The sequence below is a fragment of the Paraburkholderia sp. MPAMCS5 genome (assembly GCF_036016995.1).
Lineage (GTDB): Bacteria > Pseudomonadota > Gammaproteobacteria > Burkholderiales > Burkholderiaceae > Paraburkholderia.
In genome coordinates this window covers 281,485-296,341 of the sequence record NZ_JAYXBK010000007.1, presented here as the reverse complement: position 1 = coordinate 296,341, position 14,857 = coordinate 281,485, and the positions used below count along the sequence as shown (strand labels likewise).

General features: G+C 64.6%; 16 protein-coding genes. 8 read left to right on the top strand and 8 right to left on the bottom strand.

Annotated features, from left to right (window positions below; all coding sequences use genetic code 11):
* Window positions 1-125 precede the first annotated feature (125 nt).
* From ttcA to VOM14_RS18585, 3 genes are read right to left on the bottom strand one after another with little or no spacing between them, the layout of a single operon-like run.
* Window positions 126-1,103: a tRNA 2-thiocytidine(32) synthetase TtcA gene (ttcA, locus tag VOM14_RS18595; protein WP_327630195.1), complete on the bottom strand. Its 978-nt coding sequence runs from the start codon at window positions 1,101-1,103 to the stop codon at window positions 126-128.
* Window positions 1,104-1,105: 2 nt separating this feature from the next.
* Window positions 1,106-1,501: a dihydroneopterin aldolase gene (locus VOM14_RS18590; protein WP_327630194.1), complete on the bottom strand. Its 396-nt coding sequence runs from the start codon at window positions 1,499-1,501 to the stop codon at window positions 1,106-1,108.
* Between the two features lie 54 nt (window positions 1,502-1,555).
* Window positions 1,556-2,371 carry an SDR family oxidoreductase gene (locus VOM14_RS18585; RefSeq protein WP_327630193.1) on the bottom strand — a complete coding sequence of 272 codons (816 nt, stop codon included), beginning with the start codon at window positions 2,369-2,371 and terminating at the stop codon, window positions 1,556-1,558.
* 13 nt (window positions 2,372-2,384) lie between these two features.
* On the opposite strand from VOM14_RS18585, the gene VOM14_RS18580 reads away from it, so the two are divergent.
* Window positions 2,385-3,578 carry a class I SAM-dependent methyltransferase gene (locus VOM14_RS18580; RefSeq protein ID WP_327630192.1) on the top strand — a complete coding sequence of 398 codons (1,194 nt, stop codon included), beginning with the start codon at window positions 2,385-2,387 and terminating at the stop codon, window positions 3,576-3,578.
* Window positions 3,579-3,594: 16 nt separating this feature from the next.
* A complete protein-coding gene (locus VOM14_RS18575) occupies window positions 3,595-3,789 on the top strand; it encodes a DUF2905 domain-containing protein (protein WP_327630191.1) in 195 nt (64 codons plus the stop codon).
* An 80-nt stretch (window positions 3,790-3,869) separates the two neighbouring features.
* Here the strand turns inward: VOM14_RS18575 and VOM14_RS18570 are convergent, their stop codons facing one another.
* The 4 genes from VOM14_RS18570 to VOM14_RS18555 form a co-directional block, all read right to left on the bottom strand.
* On the bottom strand, window positions 3,870-5,102 hold the full coding sequence (locus VOM14_RS18570; RefSeq protein WP_327630190.1) for a multifunctional CCA addition/repair protein: 1,233 nt from the start codon (window positions 5,100-5,102) through the stop codon (window positions 3,870-3,872).
* Window positions 5,099-5,752 (bottom strand): glutathione S-transferase family protein, encoded by a 654-nt coding sequence (locus tag VOM14_RS18565; protein ID WP_327630189.1) that lies wholly within the window; start codon window positions 5,750-5,752, stop codon window positions 5,099-5,101. The genes VOM14_RS18570 and VOM14_RS18565 overlap by 4 nt, the downstream gene beginning before the upstream one ends.
* A 33-nt stretch (window positions 5,753-5,785) precedes the next feature.
* On the bottom strand, window positions 5,786-6,739 hold the full coding sequence (locus VOM14_RS18560) for a complex I NDUFA9 subunit family protein (RefSeq protein WP_327630188.1): 954 nt from the start codon (window positions 6,737-6,739) through the stop codon (window positions 5,786-5,788).
* 81 nt (window positions 6,740-6,820) lie between these two features.
* The gene (locus VOM14_RS18555) at window positions 6,821-8,788 is read right to left on the bottom strand and encodes a lytic transglycosylase domain-containing protein (protein WP_327630187.1); all 1,968 of its coding nucleotides are present in this window, start codon (window positions 8,786-8,788) and stop codon (window positions 6,821-6,823) included.
* 77 nt (window positions 8,789-8,865) lie between these two features.
* Here VOM14_RS18555 and VOM14_RS18550 point away from each other — a divergent pair, with 77 nt between their 5' ends.
* Window positions 8,866-9,408 carry a 5-formyltetrahydrofolate cyclo-ligase gene (locus VOM14_RS18550; protein WP_327630186.1) on the top strand — a complete coding sequence of 181 codons (543 nt, stop codon included), beginning with the start codon at window positions 8,866-8,868 and terminating at the stop codon, window positions 9,406-9,408.
* 86 nt (window positions 9,409-9,494) lie between these two features.
* Here VOM14_RS18550 and VOM14_RS18545 read toward each other — a convergent pair whose 3' ends face one another.
* On the bottom strand, window positions 9,495-10,007 hold the full coding sequence (locus VOM14_RS18545; RefSeq protein WP_006052563.1) for a winged helix DNA-binding protein: 513 nt from the start codon (window positions 10,005-10,007) through the stop codon (window positions 9,495-9,497).
* A gap of 206 nt (window positions 10,008-10,213) precedes the next feature.
* Between VOM14_RS18545 and pxpB the strand changes: the two genes are divergently transcribed.
* From pxpB to VOM14_RS18520, 5 genes are all read left to right on the top strand, one after another.
* Window positions 10,214-10,867 carry a 5-oxoprolinase subunit PxpB gene (pxpB, locus tag VOM14_RS18540; protein ID WP_327630185.1) on the top strand — a complete coding sequence of 218 codons (654 nt, stop codon included), beginning with the start codon at window positions 10,214-10,216 and terminating at the stop codon, window positions 10,865-10,867.
* A complete protein-coding gene (locus VOM14_RS18535; protein WP_327630184.1) occupies window positions 10,864-11,916 on the top strand; it encodes a biotin-dependent carboxyltransferase family protein in 1,053 nt (350 codons plus the stop codon). The genes pxpB and VOM14_RS18535 overlap by 4 nt, the downstream gene beginning before the upstream one ends.
* A 91-nt stretch (window positions 11,917-12,007) precedes the next feature.
* Complete coding sequence (gene pxpA, locus VOM14_RS18530) at window positions 12,008-12,760, top strand: 5-oxoprolinase subunit PxpA (protein WP_327630183.1); 753 nt, start codon at window positions 12,008-12,010, stop codon at window positions 12,758-12,760.
* A 288-nt stretch (window positions 12,761-13,048) separates the two neighbouring features.
* On the top strand, window positions 13,049-13,798 hold the full coding sequence (locus tag VOM14_RS18525) for a DUF969 domain-containing protein (RefSeq protein ID WP_327630182.1): 750 nt from the start codon (window positions 13,049-13,051) through the stop codon (window positions 13,796-13,798).
* A complete protein-coding gene (locus VOM14_RS18520; RefSeq protein WP_327630181.1) occupies window positions 13,795-14,751 on the top strand; it encodes a DUF979 domain-containing protein in 957 nt (318 codons plus the stop codon). Before VOM14_RS18525 ends, VOM14_RS18520 begins: the two co-directional genes overlap by 4 nt.
* Window positions 14,752-14,857: the final 106 nt, after the last annotated feature.

Sequence of the window (14,857 nt, the reverse complement as noted above, 5' to 3'; positions counted from 1 at the left end):
GTCGGCAAATAGACGAGTTCGGAGGCGACGATTCTATCACGCACCCCCTTGCTAAAATGGCCGCGAAAGCGGCCATAATGCGAGCCAAACCCGACACGAAAACGCCGTTTTTGCGGGATTTTCCGTCAAAGATCGTCGAATTGAACGATGGAGATCGGGCGCGCCGCGTTAAGCGAAAGGCCCGCGTTTGCATCGCTCGAACACGGTTCTTCGTCGAAGGCGATATCGCCTTGCGGATCGGCCTCGCCGGTCGCGCGCAGGTCCGCGAACGGGAACAGCTTGTGGTCCATGAGATGCGACGGCACCACGTTCGACAACGCGTTGAACATGTTCTCGATACGCCCCGGAAAACGCTTCTCCCAATCGCGGATCAGCGCCTTCATTTCCGCGCGCTTCAGGTTGGGCTGGCTCCCGCACAGATTGCACGGAATGATCGGGAACTCGCGCAACTCCGCGTACTTTTCCAGATCGGTTTCCTTCACGTACGCGAGCGGGCGGATCACGATGTTCTTGCCGTCGTCCGATTGCAGCTTGGGCGGCATGCCCTTCAGCTTGCCGCCGTAAAACAGGTTCAGCAGCAGCGTTTGCAGAATGTCGTCGCGATGATGGCCCAGCGCGATCTTGGTCGCGCCGAGTTCGCCCGCCACGCGGTACAGAATGCCGCGCCGCAGCCGCGAGCACAGCGAGCAGGTGGTTTTGCCTTCCGGCACCAGCCGCTTGACGATGCTGTACGTGTCCTGATTCTCGATGTGAAACGGAATGTCCAGCTGCTTCAGATATTCGGGCAGCACGTGTTCGGGAAAGCCGGGCTGCTTCTGGTCGAGATTCACCGCGACGATGTCGAAGTCGATCGGTGCGCGCTCGCGCAGCCGCATCAGCACGTCGAGCATCGCGTAACTGTCTTTGCCGCCCGACAGGCAGACCATCACCTTGTCGCCGTCCTCGATCATGTTGAAGTCGCCGATCGCCTGACCCACCTGGCGCGCAAGCCGCTTGAAGAGCTTGTTGTTCTCGTACGCTTCCTTCTGCTCGCGGCGCGTGAGCGGTGCCTTCTGAGGGGCAGCGGGCGCGGCGGTGTCGTTCAGGATTTCCGGAGCGTTCATGGTCAATCCTCTTTGATACGGAAAACTTCGACGCCCACCGCATCGCAGTCGGGATAGACATCCGGCTTTTCAGTCGACACGCGCGCCCCGCGCACGTGAGGATGTTCGAGCATGGTCTTCACGAGGTCGTCGCAGAGCGTTTCCTGCAAGTGAATGTGGCCTTGCTCGACGCGGCGCGAAATGGTGGAGCGCATGAAGTCGTAGTCGACGACTTCGGTCAGTTTGTCTTCCACCGGCGTGGAAAGCGCGAGCGGCACGAACAGTTCGACGTTGATCACCACGCGCTGTTCGCCGCGCTTTTCGAAGTCGTGCACGCCGATGTTGATGTGCACTTCGTAATTGCGCAGAAAGAGCCGGCGGCAATCGGCGAGCCGAGGATGCGAAAGAGCGGCAAACATGTTCGTTCCAGTCAAAAAAAGCGTGCGGGGCACGCAAAGTGGCGCAAGGTTGCTTCAGGCGCCGGTCAAAAACATCACGTCGCGCGGCAGCGGCACGAGATGCTGCCCGCCGTCGACGACCAGCGTCGTTCCGGTGACGCCGTTTGCCTCCGCGAGATACAGCGCGGCGGCGACAATGTCCTCCGGCCGCGACGCGCGGCCCAAAGGCGTAACACGGTGGGCGGCCGCGAAATTTTCCGCTGTCTGATCGCCGGATTGCATCGTGAGGCCGGGCGCAAGCCCGACCACGCGCACTTTCGGCGCCAACGCCTGCGCGAGCGCGACCGTGGCGGTCTGCAACGCCGCTTTCGAAAGCGTATACGACAGGTAATCCGGATTCATGTTGTACAGCTTTTGATCCAGCACGTTGATCACCACGCCGCGCTGCGTCTCGTCGGTCTGCGCGGCCGGCGGCGTCGCGTCGAACAGCATGCGCGCCAGCACGAGCGGCGCGCCGAGATTCGTCGCGGTGAGCTTGAGCAGAAGATCGTAGCCGACGTTGCGCGGCGTATCTTCCTCGAAACGCGACGCATTGTTGACAATGCACGCCGGCCGGCCCAGCGCCGCGACGCAGGCCGGCAGCAAGGCCGCGACCTGTGCCTCGTCGCTCAATTCCGCGTGCAACGCGACCGCGCGGCGGCCCATGCCGGTAATTTCCGCGACCACCTGTTCCGCTTCCGCGCGCGAGGCGCCGTAGTGAACCGCCACGTCCCAGCCGCGCGCGGCAAAGCCGAGCGCGAGCGCGCGTCCGATGCGGCGCGCGGCGCCGGTGATCAGCACGACACGCGGCGTGTGAGGCGCGCGGGCGGCGGTGTCGAGAGAAGCGGTCATTTACAATACGGGGATGAATCCGAAAGCTCACCAACCCGATAGTTTACCTGCTCCCGGCCCGAGCGCGCTCGCGCAGTCCGAAGCGCTCGTCGCGCTGATCTGCGCGGAGCTGGACGCCGCCGGCGGCTGGTTGCCGTTCGACCGTTATATGGAGCGCGCACTGTACGCGCCGGGGCTCGGCTATTACAGCGGCGGCGCCCGCAAATTCGGCCTGCGCGCCGACGACGGCAGCGACTTCGTCACCGCGCCGGAACTGTCGCCGCTGTTCGCGGCCACGCTGGCGCGTCCCATCGCCGAGGCCTTGAGGGAAAGCGGCACGCGCGACGTGATGGAGTTCGGCGCCGGCACCGGCAAACTCGCGGCGGGTCTGCTCAACGCGCTCGCGGCGCTCGGCGCCGAGTTCGACAGCTATTCGATCGTCGATCTGTCGGGCGAATTGCGCGCGCGTCAGCGCGAAACCATCGAAGCCGCCGCGCCCGCGCTCGCCGGCAAGGTGCGCTGGCTCGACGCATTGCCCGAGCGCTTCGAAGGCGCGGTGATCGGCAACGAGGTGCTCGACGCCATGCCCGTGCGCCTTTTCGCCTCCGCCGACGGCGCCTGGCGCGAGCGCGGCGTCGCGTGGCGCGACGGCGGGTTCGCCTTCGAAGACCGTCCGGTCGCCGCATCCGCCGATCTGGCGTCGCTCGCTGAAATCGACCTGGCCGACGGCGGCGCCTACGTCGCCGAAACGCACGACGCCGCGCGCGCCTTCGCGCGCACCATCTGCACGATGCTCACGCGCGGCGCGGCGTTCTTTATCGACTACGGCTTTCCGCGCCACGAGTACTACCACGCGCAGCGCGCTCAGGGCACGCTGATGTGTCATTACCGGCATCGCGCGCACGGCGATCCGTTCGTCTATCCGGGCTTGCAGGACATTACCGCGCACGTGGAATTCACCGGCATCGCCGAAGCCGGCGTCGAGACGGGCGCGGATCTGCTCGGCTTCACGTCGCAAGCCCGCTTCCTGCTCAATGCAGGCATGACCGATGCGTTATCCGAAATCGATCCCGCCGACACCGCGCGCTTTCTGCCCGCGGCGAATGCGGTGCAGAAGCTGTTGTCGGAGGCCGAAATGGGCGAGCTGTTCAAGGTGATCGCGTTTTCGCGCGGTCTGGAAGACACGCTGCAGGCGTTTTCCAGCGGCGACAGGTCGCACACGCTGTAATGCCGGGATACTGGCGATGATCCGTTGGCTCCTCACAACCTTCGTTGCATTGACGGTGCTGTCGGCTTGCTGGCCGTGGCTTCGCAAGCTCGGGATCGGCCGGATGCCGGGCGACGTGACCTTGCGCATCTTTGGGCGCGAATACCCGTTCCCGTTCATGTCGACGCTGGTGCTGTCGATGCTGCTGTCGTTGATCGCCCGGCTTTTATAAACGCCGGATCGCGTTGGATCGCGTTGGATGGCGTTGGATGGCGCCGGCAACGAGGCCGGCGCCTTCGCTTCCGCTTTCTCTCACTGAAGCGCCGCTTCCACCGCGCGCACGCGCTCTTCGTGCACGGCGTCCTTGATGCCGGCCGGCGCATCGGCGAACCGTTTTGCGACGGCGCCGGCATCCACGCCGCGCGCGGCGACTAGCGCGACGCGCAAGCGCTCGGCCTGCGGATACTCGCGCGCTTCGAAACCGAGCCGGCCGCGCGCGTCCGCCTCGCAAGCCTGCAACGCCTCGGCGAAACGCGAGGGCTTGCGAATCGCGTCGCTCCGTTCGAACAGCCGCACGAGCGCCGCCGCGCCCATTTCCATGACACGATGAATGTTGCCGTGCTCGCGCGCCACGAGCAGCGCCAGGTCGCGGCAGTCGTTCGGCACGCGCAAGCGCTCGCACAACGGCTTCAGCAGATCCACGCTGCGCCCTTCGTGGCCGAGATGCCGCGGCAGGATGTCTTCCGGCGTGGTGGCTTTGCCGAGATCGTGCGTCAGCGCGGCAAACCGCACCGGCAACGCGTAGCCTTGCTGCGCGGCGTGATCGAGCACCATCATTACGTGCACGCCGGTATCGACCTCCGGGTGATAGTCGGCGCGCTGCGGCACGCCGAACAGCGCGTCGATCTCCGGCAGAATTCGCACGAGCGCGCCGCATTCGCGCAGCGCGTCGAACATACGCGACGGCTTCTTCTCCATCAAACCGCGCGACACTTCCTGCCACACACGCTCGGCGACGAGTGCATCCACTTCGCCCTCGGCGACCATTTTGCGCATCAGGTCGAGCGTCTCGGGCGCGACCGTGAAGTCCGCGAAACGCGCGGCGAAACGCGCGATCCGCAAGATGCGCACCGGGTCTTCGAGAAACGCGTCGCTCACATGGCGAAAGAGTTTCGCCTGCAAGTCGCGCTGCCCGCCGAATGGATCGATGACGGGCCCGGTCAATTCGCCATCGGGACGCACCTCGCGCGCCATCGCGTTGATGGTCAGATCGCGGCGCGCGAGGTCTTCCTCCAGCGTCACGTCGGGCGCGTAGAAAAACTGGAAGCCGTGATAGCCCGCCGCGGTTTTTCGTTCGGTGCGCGCGAGCGCGTATTCCTCATGGGTCTGCGGATGCAGGAACACGGGAAAGTCCTTGCCGACCGGACGATAGCCTTGCGCGACCATCTGCTCGGGCGTCGCGCCGACCACCACGTAATCGCGATCCTGCACCGGCACACCGAGCAACTCGTCGCGAATCGCGCCGCCTACGGCATAGATATTCATGGGCATGCGTCGAGATACGGCACGGCGTAGGTTTCGCTCAGTGCGCCGTCGATCCAGGCCTGGACGGCGGGCAATGCCGCGATGCGGCCGACATACGCCGAGGCGCTTTCGGACAACGCCGGCTGCCACGTCTTGAAGCGCATGACGACCGGCGCGTACATCGCGTCGGCAATGCTGAACTCGCCGAACAGGAAAGGACCACCGCAGGTTTCCAGACAGTGACGCCAGATTGCCTCGATACGCGCGATGTCGGTCAGCACGCCTGGCTTCGCATTCTTGCCGGGAAACGACGCGCGAATGTTCATCCACATATTCGAGCGCAATTCGCCGAAGCCCGAATGCATCTCGGCGCTCACGCTGCGAGCATGCGCGCGCGCGGCCGCGTCGCGCGGCCACAATGCGTGTTGCGGAAAGCGCTCGGCAAGCGTCTCGGCGATCGCCAGCGAATCCCAGATGGCGAGGCCGCTATCGTCGATGAGGCAGGGAATCTTGCCTGGGCCGTTCGGCGCGTGGGCGAGCACGGCGGCGTTGGTGCCGGGCTGGTTCAGATGGATCAGCAGTTCGTCGAATGGAATGCCGAAGTGCTTGAGCAGCACCCACGGACGCATCGACCACGAAGAATAATTCTTGTCACCAATAAGCAGCTTCATGCCGGTTTGTATGAGGAGAGGAGAAGGAGAAGTTCAGCGTCCCGCGCTCGCGCGGAACGCATCGAAACGCGAGCGCGCCGAGCCGCCGGTCAGATACACCGGCGCGATCGTTTCGATGCTGGCCGGTTCCAGCCCCAGCTCGGGCGCAAGCGGGCGGCTCAGCACGTTATCGACTTTCATCGAATCCAGATTGTCGCGCGTGATCACGGGTTCGCCCGGCGCAAGCTCGAACGTCATGGCCTGCATACGCGCGAGCGCTTCGGGTAGGCGAATGATGCTCGCGTGCCGGCCGATCACGTCGCCGCAATATTTGACGAGATCTTCAAGCGTATAGACGCTCGGGCCGCCCAGTTCGTAAGTCTGGCCGTTGGCCGCGTCGAGATCGAGCACGTTCACGATCGCCTTGGCCACGTCGCCGACAAACACCGGCTGGAATTTCGCGTCCGGCATGGCGAGCGGAATGACCGGAAAGATGCGCTGCAAGAACGCGAACTTGTTGAGGAACTCGTCTTCAGGACCGAACACCACCGAGGGCCGGAAAACCGTCCACGCGAGATTCGCCGCGTGCACGGCTTTCTCGCCGTCGCCCTTCGAGCGCGCGTACATGCTCGGACCGTTCGAGTCCGCGCCGAGCGCACTGACGTGAATCAGCCGATGCACGCCCTTGCCTTCGCAAGCCGCCGCAATTCGGGTCGGCAATTCGACGTGCGCGCGCGCGAATTCCGGACCGTACGGCGTGCGCCGCTTGCCATGCAGCGTGCCGACGAGATTGATCACGCAATCCGTGCCTTCGACAAAGCGCGCGAGCTGAACGGGATCGAACACGTCGGTTTCGATCACGTCGATGGGCAACAGCGTGAGATGGCGCGCGTTATAGCGTCGCCGCGTGGCGATGCGGACGTCTTTGCCCATTTCGATAAGGGCGTTGACGAGATGGCTGCCGATAAAACCGGAACCGCCAACGATCGCAATGGCTTTGTGTCGCATTTTCGACTCCCTGGTGGAAGCCGCGGCAACGGCTGGCGTGGCGCACCGCCGCCTCGAAACGAGGCAGCGGCGGCACGGCGCTTACGGTGCGATGTAACCCAGACGCGCCTTCAGCGATTGCGGACGGCCTTCGAACAATGCCGCGTAGTAGACCGTGTTGGACAACACATTCTTGACGTAGTCACGCGTTTCCTGGAAGGGAATCGCCTCGGCGAAGACCGCGCCTTCAACAGGACGCTGCAACGACTGCCGCCAGTTGCGCGGACGGCCCGGCCCGGCGTTGTAACCCGCGGTGGCCAGCACGGCGGAACCATCGAACTGATTGTAGATCATCGACAAATAGTTCGTGCCGAGCAGAATGTTGGTGTTGATGTCGTTCATCTGCTCGCGCGAAATCGGACCGAGGCCGATCTTTTTCGCGACGAGTTGCGCGGTGCCCGGCATCAACTGCATCAGACCGCCCGCGCCGACGTCGGAACGCGCGTTGATGATAAAGCGCGATTCCTGGCGAATCAGCCCATACGCCCATTCCACGTCGAGCCCGTTCGACTGCGAATCGCGCTCGACGATGTCACGGAACGGCGACAGATAGCGCAGCGAGAAATCGTGTTCGGTTCTCGTGCGATCAGCCGTGTTGACGGTGCGGTCGTACAGTTGAATACGGCGCGCGTATTCCGCGGCGGCGAGCAATTGGCGGTCGCTCATGTTGCGCAGCGGCCAGTTCCATTCGCGATTGCCTTCGAGCCGCAGATTCAGCGCATAGAAACGCTGCGCGAGATCGAAACCCGGCGTGTTGCCGGCTTGCTGCACCTCGGCGTCGGTCACGGACGTTTTAGGCGGCACCACGATCTTCTGCCCGAGTTCTTCGGCGGCCAGCTGGCCGTAGAAGTTGAAGCCCTGCGAGATCGAGTCGAATTCCTGGTTGGCCGTGGCCGTGTCGCCGGCCTGCTTCAGCGCGCGAGCATGCCAGTAAATCCACGAAGGCTGATTGCGCAGCGCCGCCGGCATCTGCTCGATCGACCAGCGCACCATGTTCCAGTCGCCGGCCAGAAGCGCCGTGCGCGTGCGCCATTCGTACGCGGGATTCGACAGCGGCGCGTTCGCCGACAACCTGAACCAGTCGACCGCGCCCGGCATTTGCTTGAGCGCTGCCTGATACGCAATCGTGCCCCAGCCGATGGCGCGTTCCGGCGAATTCAGTGACGGCGCGACCGACGCAAACGTGGCCGCGGCCATGGCTGGATCGTTGCGGGCCATACGCGTGATGGCGAGCAACGCGAGTTGATGCGATTGCGCATCGGCGCCGACGCCGCGCGCGAGCAACAGCGGCGGCGTGCTCGTAGCCTGGCCGAACAGCACGGGATCGGGCGCCGGATTGCCGAGCGCATCGACGAGCTTGCTGCCCGTGTTCGTGTTGTTCTGTTCGTACGCGAGACGGATTTGCTGCCAGATGTCGTCGGTGCTGAACTGTTTGTCGACACCGAGCACCGTGATCAGATCGACGCAGCCGTCGCCATACCATTTCGGATCGACCAGCAGCGCGCGTGCCGCGTCCGCGACATTTTCGCCGCGCGACGCGCGCGACTCGAGCGCGTAGCACTTCACCTGTGTGTCGTCGTTCAGCACGAAGCGCGCATATTGCTGGTCGAAGTTGCGCCAGTCGTGGCGCGTGCCGAGCACCGTGAGATAGTCGTTGCGCATGCGGTCGGCGATAGCCTGACCGTCGTACTTCTGCAGAAACGCGAGCACCGGCGCGTCCGGCGCATCGACCCGCGCATGGCCGCCCGAATCGAAGAGCTGCGGCTTGATCTGGAAATATTCCAGGTACGAAGGCGCCGGATAGCTGGGGATCATGCCCGCCAGTTGCGCCGCGCGCGCTGCGTCGTTATTGCGGGCGGCCTCGCGCAACTGGACGAAAATCTGGTCGTCGTTGGTGAGCTGCGAAATGGGAAGAGGCCTGACGGCTGAAGCCGTGCTGCACGCGACGAGCGCCGCTGCGGCGAGCGCCATCCCGGCCGCGCGATATACTCGATAAAGACTTTTTGACATCGTTGTTTCTGGAGCGCGAATTGAACCCAAGCATAGCATGCAACCCTCGCGCGGAATCGAAAAAGGCGCTGCGTCGAATGCTATTGGAAGCAAGGCTGCATGCGGCTTCCGAGCCCGCGCACAACGACGCGCTCGGTCGTTGCATTCTGGATGCGCTCCGGCATTTCAATGTGAAAAGCGTGGGCTTCTACTGGCCGCTTGCGGGCGAGTTCGACGCGCGCACCGCGATCGCCATCTGGCTCGCCGGCAACTCGCAACGCGAGGCGAGTTTGCCGATCATCAAGGAACGCGGCTTGCCGCTGGAGTTCCATGCATGGTCGCCGGATACGCCCATGAAGATCGGCCATCACAGAATCGCGGAGCCCGCCACCGGGCGCAAGGTGATTCCCGAGCTGCTGCTCGTGCCCTGCGTGGGTTTCGATGCCGACGGCTACCGGCTCGGCTACGGCGGCGGCTATTACGACCGCACGCTCGCCGGCTGGCCAGGCTCGGCGAGGCCGGTCACGGTGGGCGTCGCGTATGAAGCATGCCGCACGCCGGCGCTGGAGCGCGAGGCTCACGACATTCCGCTCGACATGATCGTCACCGAAACGGGACTTCATTCGCGCGCGGCCGAATAGGCCACGACGCCACGACGCCATGCTCAAGCAGTTAACGCGCGGCGCGCGTGGCCTTGCGCTTCAGCTTCAGCCGCGCCGCTAACCGCTTATAAAGACGCCGCCGCGCGCGCCGCCGTGTCGTACATGCCCGACGCGTTGCGCATCAATTGCGCCGCCTCGCCGATCTGCTCGTTGGTGAGGCCGCTTTCCTTCAGCGTCGAGATGAGGCAGCTCTCGCGCACCTCGCGATACTTCAGGCACAAAGCGCGGCCTGCATCGGTCGCCGAGAAAAACACTTCCTTGCCGGTTTTTTCGCTTTTTACATACCCTCTAGCTACGAGTTTCTTCAGCGCGTAGGTGGCGACGTGCGTGTCTTCTATGTTGAGCACGAAGCAGATGTCGGCCAGCTTCTTGCGCCGCTCACGATGACTCACGTGATGCAGCAGCGAGACCTCGATGGCCGTCATGTCTTTTTCGCCAGCCGCGGACATGCAACGCACCATCCACCGGTTGAATGCATTGCCAGCCATGATGAGCGCGTACTCGAGCTCTGACAGCTCCGCGCTCGTGTCGGACACGAGATGTTCCGAGGAGACGATCTTGGTGGGATGCCGCGACATGTGAGGTTCTCGGGAAACGTAATGGAAAGTGTCGGCAGTGTACGACGAGCGGCTCGCCGCCGGCGAGCCTGGCGAAAACTCTTATTGATAAAATATCGATATTTTATTGAGAATGTATGCTCTGATTTCCGCGCAAGCCTGTGAGCCGCCGCTTCGGGACGGGTGCGCGCGCAGGAAACTCTTCGACTTCATCGGGTCTTCAAGCCATGAGCCAACCCACAATTTTCCCGCTCGGCGACGCCGCGCTGGTCTGCGAGGCGCCTCCGCCGGCGAGGCTGGACTGTCAGCGCCGCGTCTGGGCCGCCGCCGAAGTCGCGCGCGACTGGCCGCATGTGCTGGAAGTCGTGCCGGGCATGAACAATCTGACGCTCGTATTCGATCCGCTCGAAGCTGACCGTGACGCGCTGGCCATTCGCCTGCGCGAAACCTGGAACGCCGTCAGCGAGGCGCCCGGCGCGGGCCGCGAAGTCGCGATTCCGGTTCAGTACGGCGGCGAGTTCGGCCCGGATCTGGCCGAGGTGGCGAATCACACCGGCTTGAGCATGCGCGAGGTGGTCGAGCGTCATTCGAGCGGCGACTACGTGGTGTTCTTCCTCGGCTTCCAGCCGGGCTTCGCGTACATGGGCGGCCTCGACGAAGCGCTGCACACGCCGCGCCGCGCGTCGCCCCGACTCGAAGTGCCGGCGGGCTCGGTCGGCATCGGCGGAGAGCAGACGGGCATTTATCCGGCCGCGTCCCCCGGCGGCTGGCAACTGATCGGCCGCACCGACCTGCCGCTTTTCGATCCGGCGCGTCGGCCGCCCACCTTGCTGCAACCCGGCGACCGGGTGCGCTTCACCGTCGCGGGGATACACGCATGATCGACGTGATTCGCGCGGGTCTGTTGACCACGATCCAGGACCTCGGCCGTCACGGCCACCGGCATCTCGGCGTCGCGACGGGTGGAGCGCTCGACCGCCTGTCGCTGGAAATCGGCAATCGGCTCGTCGGCAACCGGCCCGACGCGGCCGGTCTCGAAATTACCTTCGGTCCGACCGCGCTGCGCTTCTTGCGCGCGACGCGGGTGGCCATCACGGGTACGGAATTTGGCGCGACGCTCGATGGCAAGCCGGTCTATTCGTGGTGGAGTCTGCCGGTCAAAGCCGGCCAGGAACTCGTGCTGAACGCGGCGAAGCGCGGCATGCGCGGCTACGTGTGCATCGCGGGCGGCATCGACGTCTTGCCGATGCTCGGCTCGCGCAGCACTGATCTCGCCGGCCACTTCGGCGGCTTGGGCGGACGCGCGCTGCGCGACGGCGACCGTTTGCCGGTCGGCGCGCCGCCGCAGCGTGGCAATGTGGGCTTTTCGCCCGACGCGCCGGAGTTCGGCGTGAAGGCGCCCGCGTGGTGCAAGTTCGTGCTCGTCGAAGAGCCGCTGCGGCGCGGCCGTCATCCGTCCGGCGTGCCTTGGGCCGCGCCGATCCGCGTGTTGCGCGGCCCGGAGTACGACAGCTTCACCGAGCAGGCACGCGAATCGTTCTGGTCCGACGAGTGGCTCGTCACGCCGAACAGCAATCGCATGGGCTACCGGCTCGCGGGCGCCGAACTGAAACGCGTGCAGAAGACCGATCTGCTATCGCACGCGGTGTTGCCGGGAACGATTCAGGTGCCGCCGAACGGCCAGCCGATCGTGTTGATGAGCGACGCGCAGACCACCGGCGGCTATCCGAAGATCGGCGCGGTGATCCAGGCCGACTTGTGGAAGCTCGCGCAGGTGCGGCTGAACGCGGCCCTGCGCTTCATCCCGACGACGCCGGACGAGGCGCGCCAGGCTTTACTGGAAGAACGCACGTATTTGCGGCAAATCGATGCCGCGATTGCAATGCATGAAGAACGCTGCGCGCGGCAGCTAGCCGCCGTGGCGTTGTAACAATGACCGCCCCCAGCCTGGCGCGTCACGCCGGGCTGGCGGCAAGAAAACTTGGGGCGGCCCGGCGTTTTCTTGAGAATTGAGGAACATCATGGAAATCGATCTGAATGCCGATCTCGGCGAAGGCTGCGGCTCCGACGAGGCGCTGCTCGACCTCGTCAGCTCGGCGAATATCGCGTGCGGCTGGCATGCGGGCGGCGCCAAGGCCATGCGCGACTGTGTGCGCTGGGCGGTGCAAAAAGGCGTGTCGATCGGCGCGCATCCGAGCTTCAACGATCCGGAGAATTTCGGCCGCAAGGAGATGGACTTGCCGGCCAGCGAGATCTACGCGGGCGTGCTGTATCAACTCGGCGCGCTGTCTGCGATCGCGCAGGCCGAGGGCGGCCGCATCGCGCACGTGAAGCCGCATGGCGCGCTGTACAACCAGGCCGCGCGCGATGCGAAGATCGCCGACGCGATCGTCTCGGCCGTGCACGACTTCGACCCGTCAGTGGCGGTGTTCGCGCTGGCCAACAGCGGCCTCGTGACAGCCGCGCGCAACGCGGGGCTGACCGCCATCGAAGAAGTTTTCGCCGATCGCGGCTATCGCGCCGACGGCTCGCTCGTGCCGCGCAAGGAACCCGGCGCGTTGCTCGACGACGAAAACGAAGTGCTCGAACGCACGCTCGCCATGGTGCGCGAGCAGCGGGTGCGTGCCGTGGACGGTCAATGGGTCGCGTTGAATGCGCAGACCATCTGTCTGCACGGCGACGGCCCGCACGCGCTCGCCTTCGCGCGGCGCATCCGCGACGCGCTCGCGCAAGCCGGCATCGAAGTCCACGCGGCCGGCGCCGCACGCGTCTGAAGCCTCACGCGAACCCGACCTGACATGCCCCGAACGCCCCGCTCCAAGCGGGGCGTTCGCCAGACACGAGACATCTTGTCTCACCCGCATTCGATACATCGCAAGAAACGCAGTCGAAGTCGCAGTCGCAGTTGCAGTTGCAGTTGCAGTTGCAGTCGAAGTCGTAGTTGCAGTGCGCAGCAACGTGGCCATCAAGAGCCGCGGAACCAAGACGGCGCGCGGATCGCCGCGCGCCGGACCCTATCAGCCGTCACAAGCGGCGAGGTTAAAACCTGTTCGGAGATCCAGATGCAGACAACAGTTAGTCTATGGCCGCTCATCGGCGTGGCCGTCATCATCGTTGGCTTTTTATTGCGGTTCAATCCGATGCTGATCGTCGCGGCCGCCGCGATCGTCACCGGTCTGGCCGCGCACTTCCCGCCTGACAAGATCCTCGCCGAAATCGGCACCGGCTTCATCAAGACGCGCAACATTCCGTTGATCATTCTCCTGCCGCTCGCGGTGATCGGCTTGCTGGAGCGGCACGGCCTGCGCGAGCGCGCGCAGACGTGGATCAGCAGCATCAAGGCCGCCACGGCCGGGCGTCTGTTGATCGTGTATCTGCTGGTGCGCGAACTGACCGCGGCGGTCGGCCTGACCGGACTCGGCGGACATCCGCAGATGGTGCGCCCGCTCATCGCGCCGATGGCCGAAGGCGCGACCGAAACGCGCTTCGGCAAGATCAGCGACGCGGTGCGCTTCAAATTGCGCGCCTTCTCGGCGGCGACCGACAACGTCGGCCTCTTTTTCGGCGAAGACATTTTCGTGGCGTTCGGCGCAATCGTGCTGATGACCACGTTCCTGAAGGAAGCCGGCATCGTCGTCGAGCCGATTCACGTGGCGGTCTGGGGCATTCCGACTGCGATCAGCGCGTTCCTCATTCACGGCTTCCGCCTGTATCTGCTCGACCGCAAGCTCGACCGCGAGTTGCGCGGCAACGCGAAGCCGGCCAACACCGGCGCGTCGCCGGCTCAATCGGCAGCAGGAGGCAAAGCATGACGCTCACGATCAACTATCTGTTCTGGCTGCTGGGCGTGGTGCTGCTGATCATCGGCGGCATGATCGTCACGGATAAGGAGCACCCGCGCCGCCTGACGGCCGGCGGCTTCTGGATTCTCTACGCGCTGATCTTTCTGATCGGCGACAAGCTGCCAGCCGCCGTGGTCGGCGTCGCGGTCATCGCGATGGCCGTGATCGCGGGCTTGGGCGGCGTCACCGCGGGCAAGCCCCGAGTGCTGTCGCTCGAAGCGCGCAAGGCGAGTGCCGCGCGCCTGCGCAACAAGCTCTTCGTGCCGGCGCTGACCATTCCGGCGATCACCGTGATCATCACGCTGGCGGCAAGCCACCTCGTGTTCGGCGGCCTGCCGCTGATCGAAAAGGCGAACGTCACGTTGATCGGCTTCGGCATCGGCTGCGTGATCGCGCTCGCGATTGCCTGCGTGCTCACGCGCGACACCGTCGGGCAGTCGATGAAGGAAGCGCGCCGTCTCGTCGACGCGCTCTCCTGGGCCGCCGTGCTGCCGCAGATGCTCGGCATGCTCGGCCTCGTGTTTTCCGACGCGGGCGTCGGCAAAGCCGTGGCTCACGTGACCACGGCGTACATCAGCCTCGACTATCGTTTCATCGCGGTGGCCGTGTACTGCATCGGCATGGCGCTGTTCACGATGGTGATGGGCAACGGTTTCGCCGCGTTCCCGGTGATGACGGGCGGCGTCGGCGTGCCGATCCTGGTCGGCGTGTTTCACGGCAATCCCGCCGTGATGGTGGCGATCGGCATGTTCTCGGGCTACTGCGGCACGCTGATGACGCCGATGGCCGCGAACTTCAACATGGTGCCCGCAGCGCTGCTCGAACTGCCGGACAAGAACGCCGTGATCAAGGTGCAGATACCGACCGCGCTGACCTTGCTGGTGGTGAACATCTTCCTGCTGAATTTCCTGATGTTCATGTAGGACGCCAACATAGCGACTCGGCAGTTTCCGATGTGCCGCGCGACATTTCCGCGGCACATTGGCGAAGCGCCTCAAACATGAAAAACCTGCAAGGGAAATAGGATGC

Coding starts and splice junctions, on each gene's coding strand:
- VOM14_RS18570 (WP_327630190.1), bottom strand. CDS start 5,102: ATGAATATCTATGCCGTAGGCGGCGCGATTCGCGACGAGTTGCTCGGT.
- VOM14_RS18555 (WP_327630187.1), bottom strand. CDS start 8,788: ATGTCAAAAAGTCTTTATCGAGTATATCGCGCGGCCGGGATGGCGCTC.
- VOM14_RS18565 (WP_327630189.1), bottom strand. CDS start 5,752: ATGAAGCTGCTTATTGGTGACAAGAATTATTCTTCGTGGTCGATGCGT.
- VOM14_RS18590 (WP_327630194.1), bottom strand. CDS start 1,501: ATGTTTGCCGCTCTTTCGCATCCTCGGCTCGCCGATTGCCGCCGGCTC.
- pxpA (WP_327630183.1), top strand. CDS start 12,008: ATGGAAATCGATCTGAATGCCGATCTCGGCGAAGGCTGCGGCTCCGAC.
- VOM14_RS18535 (WP_327630184.1), top strand. CDS start 10,864: ATGATCGACGTGATTCGCGCGGGTCTGTTGACCACGATCCAGGACCTC.
- VOM14_RS18575 (WP_327630191.1), top strand. CDS start 3,595: ATGATCCGTTGGCTCCTCACAACCTTCGTTGCATTGACGGTGCTGTCG.
- VOM14_RS18520 (WP_327630181.1), top strand. CDS start 13,795: ATGACGCTCACGATCAACTATCTGTTCTGGCTGCTGGGCGTGGTGCTG.
- VOM14_RS18525 (WP_327630182.1), top strand. CDS start 13,049: ATGCAGACAACAGTTAGTCTATGGCCGCTCATCGGCGTGGCCGTCATC.
- VOM14_RS18580 (WP_327630192.1), top strand. CDS start 2,385: ATGAATCCGAAAGCTCACCAACCCGATAGTTTACCTGCTCCCGGCCCG.
- VOM14_RS18585 (WP_327630193.1), bottom strand. CDS start 2,371: ATGACCGCTTCTCTCGACACCGCCGCCCGCGCGCCTCACACGCCGCGT.
- VOM14_RS18545 (WP_006052563.1), bottom strand. CDS start 10,007: ATGTCGCGGCATCCCACCAAGATCGTCTCCTCGGAACATCTCGTGTCC.
- pxpB (WP_327630185.1), top strand. CDS start 10,214: ATGAGCCAACCCACAATTTTCCCGCTCGGCGACGCCGCGCTGGTCTGC.
- VOM14_RS18560 (WP_327630188.1), bottom strand. CDS start 6,739: ATGCGACACAAAGCCATTGCGATCGTTGGCGGTTCCGGTTTTATCGGC.
- VOM14_RS18550 (WP_327630186.1), top strand. CDS start 8,866: ATGCTATTGGAAGCAAGGCTGCATGCGGCTTCCGAGCCCGCGCACAAC.
- ttcA (WP_327630195.1), bottom strand. CDS start 1,103: ATGAACGCTCCGGAAATCCTGAACGACACCGCCGCGCCCGCTGCCCCT.